This is a genomic window from Virgibacillus kimchii (assembly GCF_055379185.1).
In genome coordinates this window covers 1,391,893-1,410,980 of record NZ_AP043951.1, presented here as the reverse complement: position 1 = coordinate 1,410,980, position 19,088 = coordinate 1,391,893, and the positions used below count along the sequence as shown (strand labels likewise).

Here is a 19,088-nt window from a genome sequence, read left to right as displayed (position 1 = left end):
AAAAGGCCCGAACAGCAGGAGACTAGACCAGCGTATTGTATGGAGGAAACGACAGTCCATTAGGAGAACGTCCCGGTGTTTCATTTCTCTGCTGCATTCATGCCTGCAAGTCTTCCGGTTACGAGTGCGGAGGTGATGTTGTATCCGCCGGTATAGCCGTGTATGTCAATGATTTCTCCGCAAAAAAACAGACCGTGCATAATTTTGGATTGCATGGTATTCGGTACAATCTCTTTAATGGAAATACCACCGCCGGTAACAAAAGCCTTTTCCAAGGGTTGGGAACCGTGGACATGGAATTCGAAATTCTTTACGTTATGTGCAATTGAACGGATTGTTTCTTTGGATATAGTGCCTGCCTTTTGTTCTTCACCTACTTTATTCATCCGAAGAAGAAATAAAAGCATTCTTTCAGGCACAAGTCCTTTAAGCAAGTTTTTCAGCGTCTTTTTTGGCTGTTTGGAAATGCTGTCCTGCATCCGGTTGATCAGTGTATGTTCCTTCTCATCAGGCAATAAATCCAGGGCCATTTTTACCTTCTCCCGCCCTTTCAAGAACTCTTTTACAGCAAATTGGGAACACCTTAAAACAGCCGGGCCGGAGATGCCAAAATGGGTGAAAATCATATCCATGCGGTGTGTAATGACCGGTTTGTTTTTTTGATTTAATACAGAAAGTGACACATCACGCAAAGAAAGTCCCTGTAAGTCTTTTCTCCGGATAAAATCCTCTCTTGAAATAAGCGGTACTTCAGTCGGGTATAATTCAGTAATGGTATGTCCGGCTTTTTTTGCCCATGCGTAACCGTCTCCGGTAGATCCTGTATGGGGAACCGCTTTACCTCCGGCAGCGATGACAATTGCATTGGTCTTTATTTTTTCACCTTCGGACAGAATGACGGTATGAAAGTCCTCATCATAGTGAACAGCATCGACCTTTGTATTTAATTGTGTTGTTACGTGAAGCTCATCCAACTTATGGATTAATGCATCTACAACAGACTTCGCCGAATTAGAAACAGGAAACATGCGTCCGTGGTCTTCTTCTTTCAATCCGACACCCAAATTTTCAAAAAAAGCAATGATATCCTCGTTGTTGAATACGGAAAAAGCACTGTATAAAAATCGGCCGTTGCCGGGTATGTGTCTAATTATTTCCTCTTCCGGGAGCCGGTTTGTCACATTGCATCTGCCGCCTCCGGAAATGGCGAGCTTCTTTCCCAATTTTTTACCTTTTTCCAATAGCAATGTCTTTGCACCGTGTTCTGCTGCGGCAATAGCTGCCATCAAGCCGGATGGTCCACCACCGATCACAATAACATCATATTTCATGCATCTTTCCTCCTGTTGGAAAAACTCCTCATGTTTTATATACTGCCTTTGTATCTTATCATTTACCTGCAGGAAAATACTATCATGATGCGGTAAAAAATTGACGTTATAGGATTGTCGGATTTAACAGGCAGTGGATTCACGTCATTTAGCATTCTTCGTGTCATCTTCTTGCTGGTCCATCCGTGAAGAATACTTCCTGCATTGCTTAAATAGAAATTCAGATAAACATTTACATTAATCACCAGCATTCAACAGCGCCGAATCAGGCACTGCACAGGAGAACCTTCCCAGTATTTCACGTGTTGTAATTAAATAAAGTGTGCTAAAATAGGATGAGGTGTTTGTTTTTTACTGCTATGGTTTTACATAAATGAAACAAACTCGTGTTGGAAATTTATTAATTGCGGGTGAAATGATGTCGAATATTATGAGAGGCACCATGCTTTTGACAGGTGCGTCATTTTTATCAAAATTTCTCGGAATGATTTATGTCATTCCTTTTCATCATCTTGTTGGTCCGGTCGGAGGTGCGTTATTCCAATTAGGCTATACGCCATACAGCATATTTATCAGTTTATCGACTATTGGTGTTCCGATGGCTGTATCGAAATTTGTTTCCAAATATAATTCCCTTGGCGATTATGAAACCGGCATGCGAATGTTTAAAGCCGGGATGGTATTGATGAGCATTACTGGTGTGCTGGCATTTTTGGCTCTTTTTTTTAGTGCTGAATTCCTAGCCGGTCAAATGATTACGAGTGACGATCCTGAAGACATTACGGTGGCGGATGTTACGTTTGTTATTCGCACGGTCAGTGTGGCGTTGCTTGTCATTCCTGCCATGAGTATTGCCCGGGGTTTTTTCCAGGGGCATCAGTCATTTGGCCCCACATCGGTATCCCAGGTTGTTGAGCAGATTGTGCGGATTGCCTTCGTCTTAGGCGGATCGTTTGTAATCATTCGTCTATTAAGCGGCACAGTAACTGCAGCGGTTGGTTTTTCCACCTTTGCAGCTTTTCTTGGGGCACTGGCTTCCTGTGCGGTTTTATATATTTACTGGAGAAAGCGCAAAGCACATATCAACAGGCAGAGACAGCAGCAAGTGCAAACCCATGATATACCAACAAGGGATTTATTTAAAGAACTGTTCCGTTATGCAGGCCCGTTTGTGTTGGTAGGTCTGGCCATCCCTTTATATCAATTAACGGATCAGTTCACATTTGAAAGAGCCATGGTCGCTATTGGGCAGGAGGAAATTTGGGCAGAAGCTTTTGCAACCATAAATTTCTACGGTCATAAGCTGGTCATCATTCCTATTACACTTGCTACAGGTTTATCTATTGCAGCTATGCCAGCCTTAACGAAATCATTTTTTGAAAATGATAAAGAACTTGTGACAAAACAAATTAATCAGGCGTTTCAAGTGATTTTAGTGTTAATTATTCCGGCAGTTGTCGGCTTGTCTCTTTTGTCTCACGAAGCGTACGGGGCATTGTACGGTATGCAAAATATAGAAATAACCGGGAACCTGCTTGCCTGGTATGCACCGGTTGCTTTGTTTTTCGCTCTATTTACAGTTTCTTCGGCAGTATTGCAGGGGATTAATGAGCAGCGGTATGCCGTCTACAGTTTGGCAGCCGGGCTACTGTTAAAAGTATTGCTGAATATTCAGCTGATCCATATGTTCGGGGCGAAAGGCGCTATTTTTGGTACTGCACTTGCTGCAGTAACTTCCGTTTCTCTAAATTTATGGCGGATTAAAGTCGCAATTAACTTTTCTTATAGACAGATCGTTAAGCGTACCATGCTGATCGGAATATTTGTTGTGATCATGGCTGCTACCGTCTTATTGCTGAAACTTGTTTTCGGGCTGTTTATTCCGTATGAAGAAACACAATGGGGAGCGACTGTCATGCTTGCCATTGGTGTAATTGGCGGTGCGTTCATTTATTTATGGTTTGCTTATCATTCCACATTGCTGGAGCGAGTACTGGGGAGCAAAATCAGATTTTTGGATCGAATTTTTGGGAGATAGCAGGAGGTTGTTAGCATGCGCTTGGATAAACTCGTATCCAATGCCGGTTATGGCAGCAGAAAAGATGTCAAAACTATGCTGAAGAAAAAAAGAATTACTGTTAATGACAAAGTCATCAAAGATGGCGGTTTTCAGGTGGACCCTAAAGCAGATATTGTCAAACTGGATGCGGAAACGGTTCATTATGAAAAACATATTTATCTTATGCTGCATAAGCCTCCCGGTGTCGTTTCCGCTACGACGGATGCAAAGGATAAAACTGTAATCGACCTACTGGACAGAGCGGAGAGGAAATTTAATCCATTTTGTGTCGGCAGGCTGGATAAAGATACGGAAGGCCTGCTTTTGATCACCAATGATGGAGCAGTAGCTCATGAGCTTACTTCACCGAGAAAAGAAATCGAAAAAACATATTTTGCTAAAATTGAAGGAACCGTGACAGAAGAAGATGTGGATCAGTTTAAAAAGGGAGTCGTGCTTAATGATGGGTATCAGGCGAAACCGGCCGGATTAAGCATTGTGAAAAGCGGTGACTTTTCCGAAGTGGAAATAACAATTACCGAGGGGAAATATCATCAGGTAAAGCGGATGTTTGAGGCTGTCGGGAAAAAAGTAATCTACCTGAAACGCTTATCCATGGGCCGAATTAAACTGGATAAGCACCTTCCGATTGGTGCTTACCGCAGACTGACAGAGGAAGAACAAAGCTGGCTGCAGACATTAACGAGCAGGAAGGACTGATATTTATGACCTCTCATTACTTTATTGCCATTCATTTGCCTGAGACGATACAGGACTATTTCTCCGAGTGGCAGCGGGAGCTGAAGCAGGAACTGCCCTATAAACAATGGCCGCATAAAAAGGACCTTCATATTACGCTGAAATTTTTAGGGCCGGTTGCCGATGACCAGTTAACCAATTTGGAAGAACAGTTACAGGACCTACAGCAATGTGCAGCCTTTTCCTTAGCAACAGGTCAGCTTGGAACATTTGGAAACCCCGTGAAACCGAGGGTGCTTTGGGCAGGAGTGGAGAAGACAGAACCACTTATACAATTGCAGAAAACGGTGGAGGATCAATGTGCCGCCGCAGGGTGGAAAAGGGAAAAGCGGAATTACCGTCCGCATGTTACATTAGCAAAAAAATGGAATGGTACTGAAATAAATGGCCTGGAACAAAAAATAAATAATAAGTCTCTGGAAAAGCAAGTATGGCACGTGAAAAATATTTTTTTGTTCCGTATACATCCGCAACAGACGCCGAAATATGAAGTTGTTTCCAATTATCCATTGCAGGGAGGTGGAGGTACTGGCTCAACTCATTAAATTACAGGATTATATATCCCGATATGAATGGGATGCCTATCGTTATCCAAGCCAATATATAAGACTGAAAAATGAGCAGTGGAAAAAGCTTTATGACGTTTGGGGAAATCCGGACCAGGAAGAAGCACATCCAGACCTGGAACCCGAACAAAAGCCAGCCTTTTCCCGCATTAAATCCTTATTTATAAAGAAGCGGGATGATCCCATTACTCAGAAGGAAGCAGAAGAGAAACAGGAAACACTGCCTGAAACTGAACAGGAGTTAAAACAGTATTTTCTTGATAAGCTGTTTGGCTTTCAGCTAAAATGGGCCACTTCGACGGTAACGGACAGTTCTTTCATGGATGAATCCTATTATACTGACCCTGTTTTGAAGTATTTCCTGCAGAGGTTTCCGGACACGTATCTTATTATGTATTATCCGATCTTTTCGATTAAAAATGCCCCTGTTGATGGAGAGATTATTATGGTCAGCCCCATCGGTGTGGAAATTGTTTACCTGGTGGAAGCAGAAGAAGGTGCCACCATCATGGCGGGGGATGAACGAACCTGGTTGATTGAAACAGCGCAGGAACAACGAAAAATATTAAACCCAGGCATTTCTCTGAAACGGACGGAAAGGATCATACAGAGTATATTTCAGGCCAAACAGCATCATTTCCCCATTAAGAAAACTATTTTATCCAGGGTTAATCCAATCGTTTTTGCCAGGGAACCATATCAGACACAGGTGATTGGCGCACAGCAATATGAGAGATGGTTTCAGGAAATGCGGCAATTGGATTCCCCGTTAAAGAGTTATCAATTAAAAGCAGCTGAAATTTTGCTGAAGTTTTGTCAGACTACAGCTGTAAAGCGTCCTGAATGGGAAGAGGATTCGGACGAGTTTGACAGCTGAAAACGGACAGTTTTTTTGGTGGAAGGAGGAGACAGCATTCCACTCAAATCACAAAAGGCAAAGTGTTTAGTCAGCTTTTTTGTTGATTTTCCCAGAGGGGATAGATGGTATGTATATTTTTATTGTAAATATAAAGGCTGGAAACGGCAGGGCAAAGCGGATTTTTTTAAAGCTGCAGAAAACGGAACTCTATAAAAGGCTGGAAAGCAAATATTATTATACTAAGTATGAAGGGCATGCGGAAGAGATTGCCCGCTCTTTGGTCCATTTGCAAGGCATTAAAGCGATGATCGTCGTCGGTGGAGATGGTACTTTACATGAAGTAATCAATGGCGTTGATCATTATGTCGTGCCAATTGCCTTTATACCCGGCGGCTCGGGAAATGACTTCGCCCGGGGAATTAAATTAAGGGATTCACCACTGGAAATATTGGAAAAAGTGGTGGGTGGAACCGCTGATGCTGTATATTATTTGGGGAATTACCACATGGATGGATCCGGCAAGCGTAATTTTGTCAATAGTATGGGCTTCGGTTTTGATGCATTGATTGCGGAAAAAGCAAACAATGCTTTTTATAAACGAATACTGAACTTCCTAAACATGGGTAAGCTTAGTTATGTTATAGCACTTCTTCAAATTATAATTACGTTTAAACCAATGGAATTAGAATTGAAAGATAATGGGAAAGTTACGAAGCTGAAGGATTGCTGGATGGTCTCCATTACAAATCACCCCTACTATGGTGGGGGAATGAAGATTAATCCGAGATCCAAAGTCCAGCCGCATAAGTTTTCTGTGCTTATTATTCATTCCATCTCAAAATGGAAAGTTTTGGCTTTATTTATAACTGTATTTACAGGAAAGCATATTCACTATCAGGAAGTGGAAGTTTTTGAAACAACATCTCTTGAAGTAACTACCAAGAAAAGTATTAATTACCAGGTGGATGGGCAGACAGACACATGTTATACGTGTAAGATCACAAAAGAAAGAGAAGGCATTCCCATACTGGGAACAGCCGAAAAAGATCAGCAGGGAAATTCCTGAAAATCCTGACTTATCCCTAAGATGCAATTTAAAATTAATTTGCTCTTTCACCTAAAAAAAAAACTATTTGTATTTTCCTCTCTATCATTATAGAATAAAATATTGAACCTTAAAATTGAAAGTTGTGAATGATCTATGGTGGACTGGTTGAAGCGAGTGCTAGGAAATGAATGGAATATTTCACCGGCAGGCGGCCTGACAGGTGATGCGTATTTGGCAACAAAAAATAATAAACGGCTTTTTCTGAAGCGGAATTCCTCTCCATTTCTCGCTGTTCTATCCGCGGAAGAAATTGTACCAAAGCTGATCTGGACAAAGCGAATGGAAAACGGGGACGTTATTACTGCTCAGGAGTGGGTGGAAGGAAGAGAGTTAAAACAAAGTGAAATGAAAGGGAAACAGGTAGCGGAACTAATCCGGAAGATCCATGATTCCCAGGAGCTGCTTTACATGCTGATGCGACTTGGCAAATCCCCATTAACCGCTGATGTCCAATTCAAAATGGTTAAAAAGCGGCTCGACACCTTGAAGCTGCTTCAGGCTTACCGGGAAGTCCGAACCGCTTTACATTATTTGGAGGAGCTATTACAGGTAACCGAGCAACAAAAGCCGGTAGTTTGCCATGGAGATTTAAACCATAATAATCTGCTGATGACAAAAGAAAATAATCTGTATCTGGTGGACTGGGATAATGCCCGAATTGCTGATCCCGTGATTGATTACGGTATGGTGTTAAAATGGTATATTCCAAAAGAAGAATGGAATGACTGGTTAAAGAATTATGGAGTAACAAATGATACGAACTTTTATGAACGAATGTACTGGTATTTAATATTGGATACTCTTCATTATATCAGCTGGCACAGTGAGCGCAATGAGCCGGACAAGGTAACGGAGCGGCTAAAGGATTTGGAGGAATTGAATGTTCTCATAAAAGATTTCATCTTAACTTAATAAAAAATCCATTTACTTTAACGTATGCTGGTCAATGGCATTGATCCAGCTATCAATATTTTGTTTGTTATTTGTAATGTGATTGGCAACATTTGCCGTACTTTCACCTTCTAAACCATATTGCTGTATTTGCGGCAGCAATTGCAGCAAATGATCATCGTGAATAGTCCCGTTGTCAATCATAGATTGAACCAGACGGGCAATTTGCTGATATTCACTGGGAGTGGCAGTGCTTTCACCGGCATGTTCATCCAATAGATCGACCAGAAGGGTTAATTGATCGTTTACAGTTAAACCCATAAAAAAATCACCTCACTAATAGTTTTGTTATTTTTACTTATTGTATACAGTTAAAATTCGAGCAAGGAGCGTTATAAAGATGCGTCAACGGAATAAGCCGTGGGCTGATGAATTTATAGAGAGTCACACTGATATTATTATACCTGCGCCAATGGAAAAGAAAGGAAGCTGGAAAGAAGTCTTTGGAAATGAGAATCCGGTTCATCTGGAGATTGGTACAGGAAAGGGTCAGTTTATTGTTGGGATGGCAAGGAAATACCCACATATTAATTTCATTGGCATCGAAGTGGCCAAAACAATTATTGTCCGTGCTGCACAAAAGGCAATGGATGCAGATTTGCCGAATGTAAAACTTCTGCACGTAAATGCCGCTAATCTTTTGGAGATTTTTGCGGAGGATGAAATATCGCAGCTGTATTTGAACTTTTCCGATCCATGGCCGAAAAATCGTCATGAAAAAAGAAGGCTGACCTACTATCCTTTTTTAAAGCAATATAAGCAGGTGCTTGATTCAGAAGGAAAAATTATATTAAAAACCGATAATCAGGGCTTCTTTGAATATTCGTTGGTCAGTTTTTCCCAGTTTGGCATAAAGCTGCAGGAAGTGAATCTCGATTTACATGAGGTGGATGACCCGGATAATGTCATGACCGAATATGAAAAGCGGTTTTCTGCAAAAGGGCAGCCGATTTATCGGTGCATCGCAGGTTTTAAGCAATAGTTGGAAATTGTATTGGACTGTATTCTTGATTTTCCTTCAATATAAATAATTTCTATAGCAAACGCTCAGATTTTAAATCTGAGCGTTTTAAAGTTATTGACGTTATATTATTACTTCTCCTGATAAGCAAAATACGCCTGAATTAAAGCTTTTGCAGCGATGGGCAGCGCCCGCTCATCAATGTCAAATTTCGGATGATGATGCGGATAATCACTGCCTTCTTTATGGGCGCCGGTAAAGAAATATGTGCCAGGTTTCTCCATCATATAATAGGCGAAATCCTCGCCGCCCATGACCGGCTTGACTTCTTTTGTTTCCTTCACTTCTTTAATATTACTGCTTGCTTCAAGCACCAATTCCGCTTCTTCTTTATGGTTAACAAGCGGCGGGTATCCCTTAAAATAGTCAAATGTATAAGTTGCATCGTTCGCAGCGGTTACCCCTTGCAGGATGTTTTCCATTTCCTGAATAATCATATCCTGCACCTCTGCATTGAAATAACGGACCGTTCCTACAATTTTGGCCGAATCAGCAACGATATTAAAGGCCTGGCCTGCTTCAAATTGGCCTACGGTGATAACGGCTGTTTCCAATGGATCCAACCGTCTGCTGACGATTTGCTGCAGCTGTGTTACAAGTTGCGAGCCGATGACTATCGCATCCTTTGTTTGATGCGGGAGTGCCCCATGGCCGCCCTGGCCCTGGATTTTTATTTCAAATCGATCTGCCCCCGCCATGAATTCAGCTTTGGAAGTTTCAATGGTACCAAGCGGTGTTGTTGCCCATAAATGGGTGCCGAATACTGCGTCTACCCCTTCCAGTGCACCAGCTTCTATCATTGGCATTGCCCCGCCGGGAGCCAATTCTTCTGCATGCTGATGCAGAAAAACAATGGTGCCGGACAGTTCTTTTTGATATTCTTTCATTACTTTGGCCAGTGTCAGTAGTGTTGCTGTATGGCCATCATGTCCACATGCATGCATAACCCCGTCTATTTTGGATTTGTAAGGGACATCTTTTTCATCCTGGATTGGCAGTCCGTCAAAATCAGCGCGTAAAGCAATGGTTTTTCCGGGCTTTTCCCCTTTTAAAGTGGCAACTACACCGTTTCCGCCAACCTTGGTTTTGTACGGAATACCCAGCTCTTTATAAAAATCTGCGATATAGGCAGCGGTTTTCGTCTCATGGAAGGAAATCTCCGGGTATTGGTGCAGGTACCTGCGTATTTCCACCGTGTCATCAAAATGGTTATCAATATCCTGAAATATCTTTTCAAGCAAAATAACTCCCCCTATGTACTTTTCCAACTATTATAACATTGGAACGCAGCTCACAGTAAATAAAGTTTCAGGTTATTAAATTGCCACAAGATGTCCAAATAAAGAGATCAGGACGACACTGACTATTCCCACGGAGACTGCAGCTGTAAAGCCGATATAAAACGGTTTTATACCAATACCCTTAAAGGCGGAAAAATTGGTTGATAAGCCGACTCCGGCCATGGCCATACCAAGCAGGTAGGTAGTACCAAAAGAACTGGCATTCGTATAAAAGTTTTCCCAGGCAGTTACACTGAGGAAACCAAATGCTGCATTCATATTTTCCAATGTCATATCCCCTATGGTGCGTAAAAGGGAGAGCAGCAAAAAGCCAACGACAAATCCCGGAATAAATGTGTACCATTTTGGCAATTGTTGTTCTTCACCTGTTTTATCTGTCTTTTTGCTGTTTGTATTTTTGAAAAATAAATATGATATAAATGGAATGATAGCAATGATAAACAAGTTTCTTGTCAATTTTGTAACGGTAGCCACATCAACAGCCGTTTGAGTTTGATAGAGCTGGTCATAAATTAATGCAGCACCTGTCACCTGTGCCGTGTCATGTATGGCAGTTCCCAGAAACATTCCTGCTTTAATTGGATCACCTGCAAATACAAAGTTGGCCAAAAACGGATACAGCAGCATGCCGGTTAACCCGAATATAGTGATATTAGCTACGGCGTAGGAGATCTCATCTTCCTTTGCTTTGATGACAGGTGATGTTGCCATAATGGCAGTTACACCACAGATTCCTGTTCCACTGGCTATTAAGGTGCCCAATCGGTAGGACTGCTTCATTTTATTTGTTAAATACAAGGTAACGAATAATCCTGCGGCAATACATGCGACAATCAGCGGTATTCCAAAAGCACCGAGCTTCAACGCTTCCATTAAACTTAAACGAAGTCCCAGCAGGATGATTCCTGCACGCAATACATATTTTACGGAAAAGGAAATTCCTTTAGTAAAAGCATCTGAAAGGCGAACGGTATTACGAATTATAATTCCTATTATAATAGCAACGAAAATACCGGATACTGGTGTGTCACTTTCCGGTGATAAAAGACCGGCCTGGATCAAGATGTATCCTATGAATTCCGCTCCATAGATGCCGAGGAACATAACGGCGAGACAAAGGAGGAGGCCAGGGAGTAACCTGACTATGGAATTCCATTTTTCACTGATTAACAAAGACTTCATCCTCTCTTAAATAATTTAGAAATAAATTTCCAGTACATAATCTTTATGTTAACAATTTAATTACTGTATATAGACTACCAAAAAAGGTATTTTTACGCATAAATAAAAGTTTAGCTTTTAAATTATATAATCATAATGAGCCTGATGAAGTTCAAATAAACAGGAATAGAAGGCTAATGACTTGATTTTACTTACCAACTATATGGCTTTAATTGAAGAAATGGAAAGAGGCTGGGACATAACTTTAAAGTCTTGAACAAAAACCGAACAAATCATGGTGATAGCGTATCACAGGACGCCTCGTATATTCCCGGAGCTGGGTAAGTGGTTTGTTTGGGTTTTTCTCCAATAAAATTAGTTATGTCCCAGCCTCTCTTTTGGATGGTATGTTGTTATAACACAATAATCAGGCTTCACCATATATTATTGGTTTATAATTTGATCGTTGTTTCGACCATCTTGCTCATGTTCCATCTTATTTTCCTCTTTAAGTGCTTTTCTTCTCCAATAGGTAGCGAGTATCGGTCCGGAAATATTATGCCATACACTGAAAATAGCGCTGGGAACAGCAGCAATTGGAGCAAAGTGAGCTGTTGCCAGAGTAGCTCCCAGTCCTGAATTTTGCAGTCCAACTTCCATGGACAATGCTTTTTGTTTCTTGAAATCCAACCCAAAAATTTTAGCCATTAAATAGCCCAAGCCCAGACCGAGTAAATTGTGTAAAATGACAACGGCAAATATTAATAGACCGGTTGTGGCTATGTTTTCCTGATTTCCTCCGACTACTGTGGCAACGATGGCTACGATAGCGATAACAGAGACTAAGGGCAAAGCCTGGACACTTTTTTTCTACCTGCTTGCTGAAAAATGCTCTTAATGTGATACCTAAAACAACCGGGATAATGACGACTTGTACGATGTCCCAAAAAAGAGCTCCGGCAGAAACCGGAAGCCATTGGCTCGCTAAAATCCACACTAACAAAGGTGTCATGATCGGTGCTAAGATTGTAGACGATGCGGTAATACTAACTGATAAAGGAGTATCTCCCCTGGAAAGAAAAGTCATGACATTTGACGCTGTACCACCTGGACAGCAACCGACAAGAATCACTCCCACAGCTACTTCCGGGGGCAACTGTAAACCTACGGCCAATGCGAAAGCGATGAGCGGCATGATGACAAATTGTGCCCCGACCCCGATGGCCACATCTTTCGGTCTTTTAAATACTTCTTTAAAGTCCTGCGTGGTCAGTGTTAACCCCATTCCAAACATGACCACCCCAAGCAGTATGGATATGTATGGGGCTATCCAAATAAAAGTATCCGGTGAAAAGAATGCAATAATGGCAAATGCTAAAACCCAAATGGCAAACGTATTACCAACAAATTGACTGAAGTTTGCTAACTTCTGCATTAATATCCCCTCTTTCTTATATGTTAAAATAAATTATATTATATTATATCTGATTATAAAGAATATTATTGATTAAACAAGTGCATTTGCTCAAAAAATAATTAAATTACTAAGAATATGGCCTGAGTTTGGAATTGTTAATAAGAAAGATGAAAGGTTTTATAATTAATAATGGCAAGTCTTTTATAAGTAACTGATTCTTGTGATCTGTTATGATAAAGTTAATGCGATATTTTATATAGAATTCAAATTTTTTACAAGGAGGAGAAACAGAATGGAAACATTACAGGTTGGTAGAGCAAAATTAACCTGGCTGAACGGGGGAGTAAATTTCCTGGATGGTGGTGCTATGTTTGGGGTGGTTCCGAAGCCTTTATGGAGTAGAAAGTATCCGTATAATGATAAAAACCAAATTGAACTGAGAACAGATCCGATATTACTGCAGCTGAACGGGAAGAATTATCTTATTGATACCGGCATGGGGAATGGAAAATTAACGGACAAGCAACTACGAAATTTCGGGGTGAAGGAAGAATCTTCCGTAGATTTATCTCTGAAAGAACTTGGGCTGACTCCTCAGGATATCGATGTGGTGCTTATGACTCACTTACATTTTGACCATGCGTGCGGCTTGACAAAACCGGATGGACAGGGCGGGTTTGTGTCAGTTTTTGAAAATGCAAAAATTTATACTTCTGCAGTCGAATGGCATGAAATGAGAAATCCGAATATACGGTCAAAAAATACATATTGGAAAATGAACTGGGAGCCAATCGTTAATCAAGTGGAAACATTTAAGCAAGAGAGAAAAGTGACTGATGGTTTAAAGATGGTTCATACGAGCGGGCATAGTGATGGGCATTGCATCCTTGTCTTTGAAGATGGGGAGGAATGCTTCATTCATATGGCGGATATCATGCCAACCCATGCCCACCAGAATAAATTATGGGCACTGGCCTATGATGATTATCCGGTCACTTCTGTCCATGAAAAAGAGAAATGGATGGATTTCGGATATAACAAGCAGGCATGGTATACGTTTTATCATGATGCCTATTACCGTGCGATGAAATTTAATGAAAAAGGGGAGAAGATTGATGAGATAGTGCGGGAACGGTATGCGTATGGAGGAAATTAGTACAAGAACGGTTCATTGATTTTGAAGTACCCGGATTCTTTTCGGGTACCATTTTTTTATAAATGATATTTGCGATTAAATCATTGTTTTTCCGATCGCAATATATTATTATTTACGTATTAATAAAAAAATGCAGTGACTTGTTCATTGTTTCACTAGTATGACTATCTTATACAGTGGATGTGTGGAAGGAGAATCAGCTTGAAAATAGGAATAGATAAAATAGGATTTTACGCACCGCATTTATATCTGGATATGGAAAATTTAGCGAAAGCAAGAGGTATTGATCCGGATAAATTTACGATTGGAATCGGTCAGGAAAAAATGGCACTTACACCAATCACACAGGACCCGGTAACGCTTGCTGCGAATGCCGCGTCGGAAATGCTGACCGAAGAAGATAAACAGGCGATAGATTTTGTTATTTTTGGTACAGAAACCGGGGTGGATCACTCGAAATCAGCTGGAGTGTATGTGCACCATCTGCTTGGAATAAATCCTGCAGCAAGAACAATTGAAGTGAAACAGGCATGCTACGGTGCAACGGCAGGAGTTCAAATGGCAAAGGGACATATTGCGTTAAATCCCGAAAGTAAAGTATTGGTACTTGCTTCGGATATTGCCAGATACGGGCTGAATACCGGTGGAGAATCCACACAGGGAGCAGGTGCAGTAGCGCTGCTGATCAGCAGGGAACCAAAAATTTTGGCTTTTGAAGACACGAGTACGTATTTGACAAATGATATTATGGATTTCTGGCGTCCGATTTATTCCGATAAAGCATTTGTGGACGGGAAATTTTCCAATGAACAGTATATTGCATTCTTCTCCAAAGTATGGGGGAGCTATAAAGATAAAACGGGGCATAGCATCAAAGACTTTGAAGCTTTGTGTTTTCATCTGCCATATACAAAAATGGGTCTGAAAGCATTAAGGACTATTTTTGATGAAGGCAGTGAGGAAGATAAAGATCGATTAGTGGAAAATTATCAGCAAAGTACTCTCTATAACCGAATTGTCGGAAACATTTATACCGGTTCTTTATATTTAAGCTTATTATCTTTACTGGAAAATAAAGAGAATCTAAACCCGGGCGTGAGAATTGGTTTATTCAGTTATGGGTCGGGAGCCGTTGGTGAATTTTTTACAGGAATTATCCAGCCGGGCTATGAGAAACATTTAAGGGTGGAACAGCATACTAAATTGTTTGCGTCACGGAAAGAAGTTTCTGTAGAGGAATATGAACAAATCTTTGAAGAAACGTTACCCGTGGATGGGTCCACTGTTGAGCTTGAGATTGACAACGACCCTGCAGCAATCTGTCTGGCAGGGATAGAAGATAATAAACGTCAATATATTAATAAAAATAATTAAATGAAAAAAGCTCGGGAATATTCCCCGGGCTTTTTTTAGATAATCCACCGGTAACCGGTCGGCATGCAAATATTCTTATGTTAAAAATACAATCATTACATTATTATGTCGTTTCAATGGAATCAATGACAGTGCCTGTTTCTACATCCACATAAAACTCATACTGTTTATTTTCCCCATCAATATTGCGGGTGACGCCGCCTTTATACGCATCATACAACAAGCCGTTCATTTCCACTTCCTCCGGTTTCATATAAATCCAGGACCCGCTGATTGGACCGCTTTTCTTAAATGTTTCTTTCGCACGTTTTAAAGCTCTTTCCGGTGTTATCTTTTGCATGTTTTCCATCTGTTGTCTAGCTAAATAACCTACTGCTACCCCCATTCCCGCAGCAAGTGCAACTCTTTTTACACCCATTTTACGTTCACCTCTATCAGTGTTTTGTTTTTTCTGTATTTACCCCATAGTATACAGCAAACGGGAAAAAATAGAAATCAATAAAACAATCAATGGGAAAGTGGAAATAATTTGTCTTCTTCCGTTATACTGAAGATATTGCATAGAAAATTTATGGAGGGATTGCATGAACCAGGAAACGAAGGATTTATTTAGAAATTTAACCGAACTGCAGGGTGCACCTGGGAATGAAAAGCTTGTACGCACATTTATGAAAAAAGAATTGGGAAAATACGCGGATAAAGTGATTCAGGATAATCTCGGCGGCGTTTTCGGCGTTAAAAATGGAGAAGGACCGAAAGTGATGGTTGCGGGTCATATGGATGAAGTTGGTTTTATGGTCACGCAAATTACGAAAAATGGCATGATTCGCTTTCAGACACTTGGCGGCTGGTGGAATCAGGTGCTGCTTGCCCAGCGTGTACAGGTGATGACGGATAACGGACCTGTAGTGGGGGTGATTGGATCCATCCCACCACATAATCTAACGCCGGAACAGCGGAAAAAGCCGATGGAAATAAAGAATATGCTGATTGATGTCGGTGCAGATGATAAAGAAGATGCAGAGAAAATTGGTGTAAAGCCAGGACAGCAAATCGTTCCTTTAACACCATTCACGCCAATGGCCAACGAGAAAAAGATTTTGGCAAAAGCTTGGGATAACCGTTATGGCTGCGGCTTATCCATTGAATTGTTAAAAGAATTACAGAATGAAACAGTTCCCAACCAGCTTTATTCCGGTGCTACCGTACAGGAGGAAGTAGGTCTGCGCGGTGCTCAGGTTGCGGCAAATATGATAAAACCGGATATTTTTTACGCGCTTGATGCTTCTCCGGCTAACGATGCCAAGGGTGATGAAAAGGAATTTGGCCATATTGGAAAAGGGGCGCTGCTCAGGATTTTTGACCGGACGATGATCACGCATCGTGGTATGAGAGAATTCATTCTGGATACGGCGGAATCCAATAACATTCCATATCAATTCTTTGTTTCCCAGGGAGGAACAGACGCAGGACGTGTGCACATTTCCAATGACGGAGTTCCTTCTGCAGTCGTTGGTATTTGTTCCCGGTACATTCATACTTCCGCATCGATTATTCATGTGGATGATTATGCAGCTGCAAGAGAATTGCTTGTTAAGCTGGTAAAACAGACAGACCAGAATACAGTGGATCAAATCAGGCAGGCATAACAGCAGAAATGGATGGTTCATGATGATTGTAACGATCGGTTCCTTAAACCCGGCGAAAATGAATGCGGTACGAACTGTCTTTCCGGACAAAGAAGTCAAGGGGATAAAAGTTTCCTCCGGCGTTGCTGCACAGCCTTTTTCTGATGAAGAAACGAAACAGGGGGCAATAAACCGCGCGAGGAAATGTTTGGAAAAATTCCCTTCCTCCATGGGCATTGGTCTGGAAGGCGGTGTCATGTTTGTGGGTGATCAGCTGTTTCTTTGTAATTGGGGAGCATTGGCAACGCCTGAAGACAATCTATTTACAGCAAGCGGTGCAAGAATATTACTGCCCGGGGAAGTTGCTGTCCGCTTACGGCAGGGTACCGAACTCGGAGATGTGATGGACAGTTATGCAGAAAAGAAAGCGGTCCGCAATAATGAAGGCGCTGTTGGTATTTTTACTAATGATCTTGTTTCAAGGCAGGCTATGTTTGAACATGTCGTTCGGCTACTGAAAGGACAGATGGAATATTGGACAGGAAAAAAGCAGCGGTAGTTACCGCTGCTTTCATGTATTATTCATAGATATATGCGATAACATCCAGCGCCTGCTCGACCGTTTCCACCGTAACATTTGCTTTATTGGACAGCTCTTTCAACGGATGAACCAAAGATGGGTCACGTACAATAATTGTAGGTTTGCCCATTGTAATGGCGGCACTTGCATCCATAGCCGTATTCCACTGTTTGTATTTTTCCCCGAATAAAGCAATAACCACATCGGCTTTTTGCATTAATACCTGCGTGCGGAAATTATTCACACTGGATGCTGCGTCATCACGATATACATTATCCGGCTGTTTTCCGAGAATGTCCTCCCCAACATCGTCGGAACGATCATGATTCGTCTGCGGTGCAACAAAAGTTAAAGGCAGATCCTTCTCCTTGGCAATTTTTTTAACATCTTCACGCCAATCATCGTGAATTTGTCCTGCTAAATAAACCGTTAGTTCCATCATATCCCTCCATTGTTTTTCTTCCATCTATCTATTATAGTAAACAATATCTGTGTTAATTTAAAGCAATTGCTATGACATAGACTGCTGTTATGAGATAATATACGAAAATAGGGGGGGACATGTAAATATTCTCCCTGCCATTAATAAGAACATCTAAACAACGATGCGTGTATATAAACCCTAAAGGGAGGAAAGGCAATGGAAAATTTACGGACAATGGAACAATTTGAGGAGAAAACAAAGGAAAATAAAGTTGTTATGTATTTCACTGCGGACTGGTGCCCGGATTGCACATTTATCGAGCCTGTTTTGCCGGAAATCGAGGCGGAGTTTTCCGATTTTACGTTTGTACAGGTGGATCGTGATAAATTTATCGATATTTGCCGGGAATATGACGTGTTTGGCATACCAAGCTTTCTTGTTTTTCACCAGGAAAAGGAAGTGGGAAGATTTGTAAGCAAAGACAGAAAGACAAAGGAAGAAATTACGCAGTTTCTACGTGAGCTTCCCGTATAACAGGATTCGGATGCCAGCTCTTGATGTAAAATGAGGAGGCAAAAATATGAAAATGACAACAGTCAAACTGAAAAATATACTCAAAGAACGATTTAACACTGAAAAATACCGAACATCCTATAACAGAGATAAAGACACTTTCCGTGTGGAATGGAAAGATTCGAAGCAGGGAATCACCATAACCCTGCCAAATGTGGTTTCCAAGTATGATGAGCGGGGAGAGGCGGCCATTGATGAGTTAACAGAGCATGTGGAGGAAGCACTTCGCATTATGAATGAAGATCACCACCTCTCCGGCAAGGAAAAAAATATCTTTCCTGTCATTCGTGCCACTTCCTTTCCGACTGAAACAAAATCAAAGCAAAAAATGGTATATAAAGACCATACAGCAGAAACAAGGATATATTATGCCCTTGATCTTGGGAAGTCCTATCGGCTGATTGATGAAAGCCTGCTAGAAAAGGAAGGGTGGACGAAAGAAAGAATCGATGAGGTTGCAACATTCAACCTGCGCTCACTGAAGATTGATTATAAAAAGGATACCGTTGCTGATAATAATTTTTATTTTGTTGCTAAACAGGACGGTTATGATGCAAGCCATATTATAAATGAAGCATTTCTGGAGGAAATGAAACTTAATGCCAAAGGAGAAATGGCTGTTGCCGTTCCACATCAGGATGTACTCATTATTGCAGATATCCAGAATAAAACCGGTTATGATATTCTGGCGCAGATGACGATGAAATTTTTCGCAGAAGGCCGGATTCCGATTACATCACTGCCGTTTATTTATGAGGATAAACACTTGGAGCCTATTTTTATTCTTGCAAAAAACAGGCCGGAAAAGAATTAGAAAGGA

Annotated in this window: 19 protein-coding genes and 1 pseudogene; 13 read left to right on the top strand and 7 right to left on the bottom strand. The window is 41.2% G+C overall.

The features are described 5' to 3' along the window. Window positions 1–80 precede the first annotated feature (80 nt). Window positions 81–1,331 carry a BaiN/RdsA family NAD(P)/FAD-dependent oxidoreductase gene (locus ACZ42C_RS07210; protein ID WP_461180741.1) on the bottom strand — a complete coding sequence of 417 codons (1,251 nt, stop codon included), beginning with the start codon at window positions 1,329–1,331 and terminating at the stop codon, window positions 81–83. Window positions 1,332–1,749: 418 nt separating this feature from the next. Here ACZ42C_RS07210 and ACZ42C_RS07205 point away from each other — a divergent pair, with 418 nt between their 5' ends. From ACZ42C_RS07205 to ACZ42C_RS07180, 6 genes are all read left to right on the top strand, one after another. Further along, a complete protein-coding gene (locus tag ACZ42C_RS07205) occupies window positions 1,750–3,369 on the top strand; it encodes a putative polysaccharide biosynthesis protein (RefSeq protein ID WP_461180795.1) in 1,620 nt (539 codons plus the stop codon). 15 nt (window positions 3,370–3,384) lie between these two features. After that, a complete protein-coding gene (locus ACZ42C_RS07200; RefSeq protein WP_461180740.1) occupies window positions 3,385–4,110 on the top strand; it encodes a pseudouridine synthase in 726 nt (241 codons plus the stop codon). A 5-nt stretch (window positions 4,111–4,115) separates the two neighbouring features. Further along, on the top strand, window positions 4,116–4,694 hold the full coding sequence (gene thpR, locus ACZ42C_RS07195; protein WP_461180739.1) for an RNA 2',3'-cyclic phosphodiesterase: 579 nt from the start codon (window positions 4,116–4,118) through the stop codon (window positions 4,692–4,694). Next, entirely contained in the window at window positions 4,636–5,592 is a 957-nt protein-coding gene (locus tag ACZ42C_RS07190) for an NERD domain-containing protein (RefSeq protein WP_461180738.1), read from the top strand. Before thpR ends, ACZ42C_RS07190 begins: the two co-directional genes overlap by 59 nt. A 109-nt stretch (window positions 5,593–5,701) precedes the next feature. Then, entirely contained in the window at window positions 5,702–6,640 is a 939-nt protein-coding gene (locus ACZ42C_RS07185) for a diacylglycerol/lipid kinase family protein (RefSeq protein ID WP_461180737.1), read from the top strand. A gap of 138 nt (window positions 6,641–6,778) precedes the next feature. Further along, window positions 6,779–7,594 carry a phosphotransferase gene (locus tag ACZ42C_RS07180; protein ID WP_461180794.1) on the top strand — a complete coding sequence of 272 codons (816 nt, stop codon included), beginning with the start codon at window positions 6,779–6,781 and terminating at the stop codon, window positions 7,592–7,594. A gap of 12 nt (window positions 7,595–7,606) precedes the next feature. Here ACZ42C_RS07180 and ACZ42C_RS07175 read toward each other — a convergent pair whose 3' ends face one another. Further along, complete coding sequence (locus ACZ42C_RS07175; protein ID WP_461180736.1) at window positions 7,607–7,894, bottom strand: YtzH-like family protein; 288 nt, start codon at window positions 7,892–7,894, stop codon at window positions 7,607–7,609. 79 nt (window positions 7,895–7,973) lie between these two features. Between ACZ42C_RS07175 and trmB the strand changes: the two genes are divergently transcribed. Then, the gene (gene trmB, locus ACZ42C_RS07170) at window positions 7,974–8,615 is read left to right on the top strand and encodes a tRNA (guanosine(46)-N7)-methyltransferase TrmB (protein ID WP_461180735.1); all 642 of its coding nucleotides are present in this window, start codon (window positions 7,974–7,976) and stop codon (window positions 8,613–8,615) included. A 110-nt stretch (window positions 8,616–8,725) separates the two neighbouring features. Here the strand turns inward: trmB and ACZ42C_RS07165 are convergent, their stop codons facing one another. The 3 genes and pseudogenes from ACZ42C_RS07165 to ACZ42C_RS07155 all read right to left on the bottom strand — a co-directional run bounded on the left by ACZ42C_RS07165 (window position 8,726) and on the right by ACZ42C_RS07155 (window position 12,551). Further along, window positions 8,726–9,895 carry a M20 metallopeptidase family protein gene (locus ACZ42C_RS07165; protein WP_461180734.1) on the bottom strand — a complete coding sequence of 390 codons (1,170 nt, stop codon included), beginning with the start codon at window positions 9,893–9,895 and terminating at the stop codon, window positions 8,726–8,728. Window positions 9,896–9,970: 75 nt separating this feature from the next. Then, window positions 9,971–11,137: a YeiH family protein gene (locus ACZ42C_RS07160; protein WP_461180733.1), complete on the bottom strand. Its 1,167-nt coding sequence runs from the start codon at window positions 11,135–11,137 to the stop codon at window positions 9,971–9,973. Between the two features lie 423 nt (window positions 11,138–11,560). Then, window positions 11,561–12,551: pseudogene (locus ACZ42C_RS07155) on the bottom strand (bile acid:sodium symporter family protein). Between the two features lie 274 nt (window positions 12,552–12,825). Between ACZ42C_RS07155 and ACZ42C_RS07150 the strand changes: the two are divergent. Together ACZ42C_RS07150 and ACZ42C_RS07145 are read left to right on the top strand one after the other, a co-directional pair. After that, window positions 12,826–13,689, top strand: coding sequence for a YtnP family quorum-quenching lactonase (locus ACZ42C_RS07150; RefSeq protein ID WP_461180732.1), 864 nt, complete (start codon window positions 12,826–12,828; stop codon window positions 13,687–13,689). Window positions 13,690–13,890: 201 nt separating this feature from the next. Beyond that, a complete protein-coding gene (locus tag ACZ42C_RS07145; RefSeq protein ID WP_461180731.1) occupies window positions 13,891–15,063 on the top strand; it encodes a hydroxymethylglutaryl-CoA synthase in 1,173 nt (390 codons plus the stop codon). A 103-nt stretch (window positions 15,064–15,166) separates the two neighbouring features. Here the strand turns inward: ACZ42C_RS07145 and ACZ42C_RS07140 are convergent, their stop codons facing one another. Next, window positions 15,167–15,481 (bottom strand): PepSY domain-containing protein, encoded by a 315-nt coding sequence (locus tag ACZ42C_RS07140; protein ID WP_461180730.1) that lies wholly within the window; start codon window positions 15,479–15,481, stop codon window positions 15,167–15,169. Window positions 15,482–15,647: 166 nt separating this feature from the next. On the opposite strand from ACZ42C_RS07140, the gene ACZ42C_RS07135 reads away from it, so the two are divergent. Continuing rightward, window positions 15,648–16,712: a M42 family metallopeptidase gene (locus ACZ42C_RS07135; protein WP_461180729.1), complete on the top strand. Its 1,065-nt coding sequence runs from the start codon at window positions 15,648–15,650 to the stop codon at window positions 16,710–16,712. Between the two features lie 22 nt (window positions 16,713–16,734). Next, window positions 16,735–17,250, top strand: coding sequence for a DUF84 family protein (locus ACZ42C_RS07130; protein WP_461180728.1), 516 nt, complete (start codon window positions 16,735–16,737; stop codon window positions 17,248–17,250). Between the two features lie 19 nt (window positions 17,251–17,269). Here the strand turns inward: ACZ42C_RS07130 and ACZ42C_RS07125 are convergent, their stop codons facing one another. Continuing rightward, on the bottom strand, window positions 17,270–17,710 hold the full coding sequence (locus tag ACZ42C_RS07125) for a YtoQ family protein (RefSeq protein ID WP_461180727.1): 441 nt from the start codon (window positions 17,708–17,710) through the stop codon (window positions 17,270–17,272). 201 nt (window positions 17,711–17,911) lie between these two features. On the opposite strand from ACZ42C_RS07125, the gene ACZ42C_RS07120 reads away from it, so the two are divergent. After that, window positions 17,912–18,229 (top strand): thioredoxin family protein, encoded by a 318-nt coding sequence (locus ACZ42C_RS07120; RefSeq protein WP_461180726.1) that lies wholly within the window; start codon window positions 17,912–17,914, stop codon window positions 18,227–18,229. 46 nt (window positions 18,230–18,275) lie between these two features. Next, window positions 18,276–19,082, top strand: coding sequence for a DUF1444 domain-containing protein (locus tag ACZ42C_RS07115; RefSeq protein WP_461180725.1), 807 nt, complete (start codon window positions 18,276–18,278; stop codon window positions 19,080–19,082). Window positions 19,083–19,088: the final 6 nt, after the last annotated feature.

What these genes read in the sequence shown, in the direction of transcription:
- ACZ42C_RS07210 (WP_461180741.1), bottom strand. Translation starts at nt 1,331, where the DNA reads ATGAAATATGATGTTATTGTGATCGGTGGTGGACCATCCGGCTTGATG.
- ACZ42C_RS07205 (WP_461180795.1), top strand. Translation starts at nt 1,750, where the DNA reads ATGTCGAATATTATGAGAGGCACCATGCTTTTGACAGGTGCGTCATTT.
- ACZ42C_RS07200 (WP_461180740.1), top strand. Translation starts at nt 3,385, where the DNA reads ATGCGCTTGGATAAACTCGTATCCAATGCCGGTTATGGCAGCAGAAAA.
- thpR (WP_461180739.1), top strand. Translation starts at nt 4,116, where the DNA reads ATGACCTCTCATTACTTTATTGCCATTCATTTGCCTGAGACGATACAG.
- ACZ42C_RS07190 (WP_461180738.1), top strand. Translation starts at nt 4,636, where the DNA reads ATGAAGTTGTTTCCAATTATCCATTGCAGGGAGGTGGAGGTACTGGCT.
- ACZ42C_RS07185 (WP_461180737.1), top strand. Translation starts at nt 5,702, where the DNA reads ATGTATATTTTTATTGTAAATATAAAGGCTGGAAACGGCAGGGCAAAG.
- ACZ42C_RS07175 (WP_461180736.1), bottom strand. Translation starts at nt 7,894, where the DNA reads ATGGGTTTAACTGTAAACGATCAATTAACCCTTCTGGTCGATCTATTG.
- trmB (WP_461180735.1), top strand. Translation starts at nt 7,974, where the DNA reads ATGCGTCAACGGAATAAGCCGTGGGCTGATGAATTTATAGAGAGTCAC.
- ACZ42C_RS07160 (WP_461180733.1), bottom strand. Translation starts at nt 11,137, where the DNA reads ATGAAGTCTTTGTTAATCAGTGAAAAATGGAATTCCATAGTCAGGTTA.
- ACZ42C_RS07150 (WP_461180732.1), top strand. Translation starts at nt 12,826, where the DNA reads ATGGAAACATTACAGGTTGGTAGAGCAAAATTAACCTGGCTGAACGGG.
- ACZ42C_RS07140 (WP_461180730.1), bottom strand. Translation starts at nt 15,481, where the DNA reads ATGGGTGTAAAAAGAGTTGCACTTGCTGCGGGAATGGGGGTAGCAGTA.
- ACZ42C_RS07135 (WP_461180729.1), top strand. Translation starts at nt 15,648, where the DNA reads ATGAACCAGGAAACGAAGGATTTATTTAGAAATTTAACCGAACTGCAG.
- ACZ42C_RS07130 (WP_461180728.1), top strand. Translation starts at nt 16,735, where the DNA reads ATGATTGTAACGATCGGTTCCTTAAACCCGGCGAAAATGAATGCGGTA.
- ACZ42C_RS07125 (WP_461180727.1), bottom strand. Translation starts at nt 17,710, where the DNA reads ATGGAACTAACGGTTTATTTAGCAGGACAAATTCACGATGATTGGCGT.
- ACZ42C_RS07120 (WP_461180726.1), top strand. Translation starts at nt 17,912, where the DNA reads ATGGAAAATTTACGGACAATGGAACAATTTGAGGAGAAAACAAAGGAA.
- ACZ42C_RS07115 (WP_461180725.1), top strand. Translation starts at nt 18,276, where the DNA reads ATGAAAATGACAACAGTCAAACTGAAAAATATACTCAAAGAACGATTT.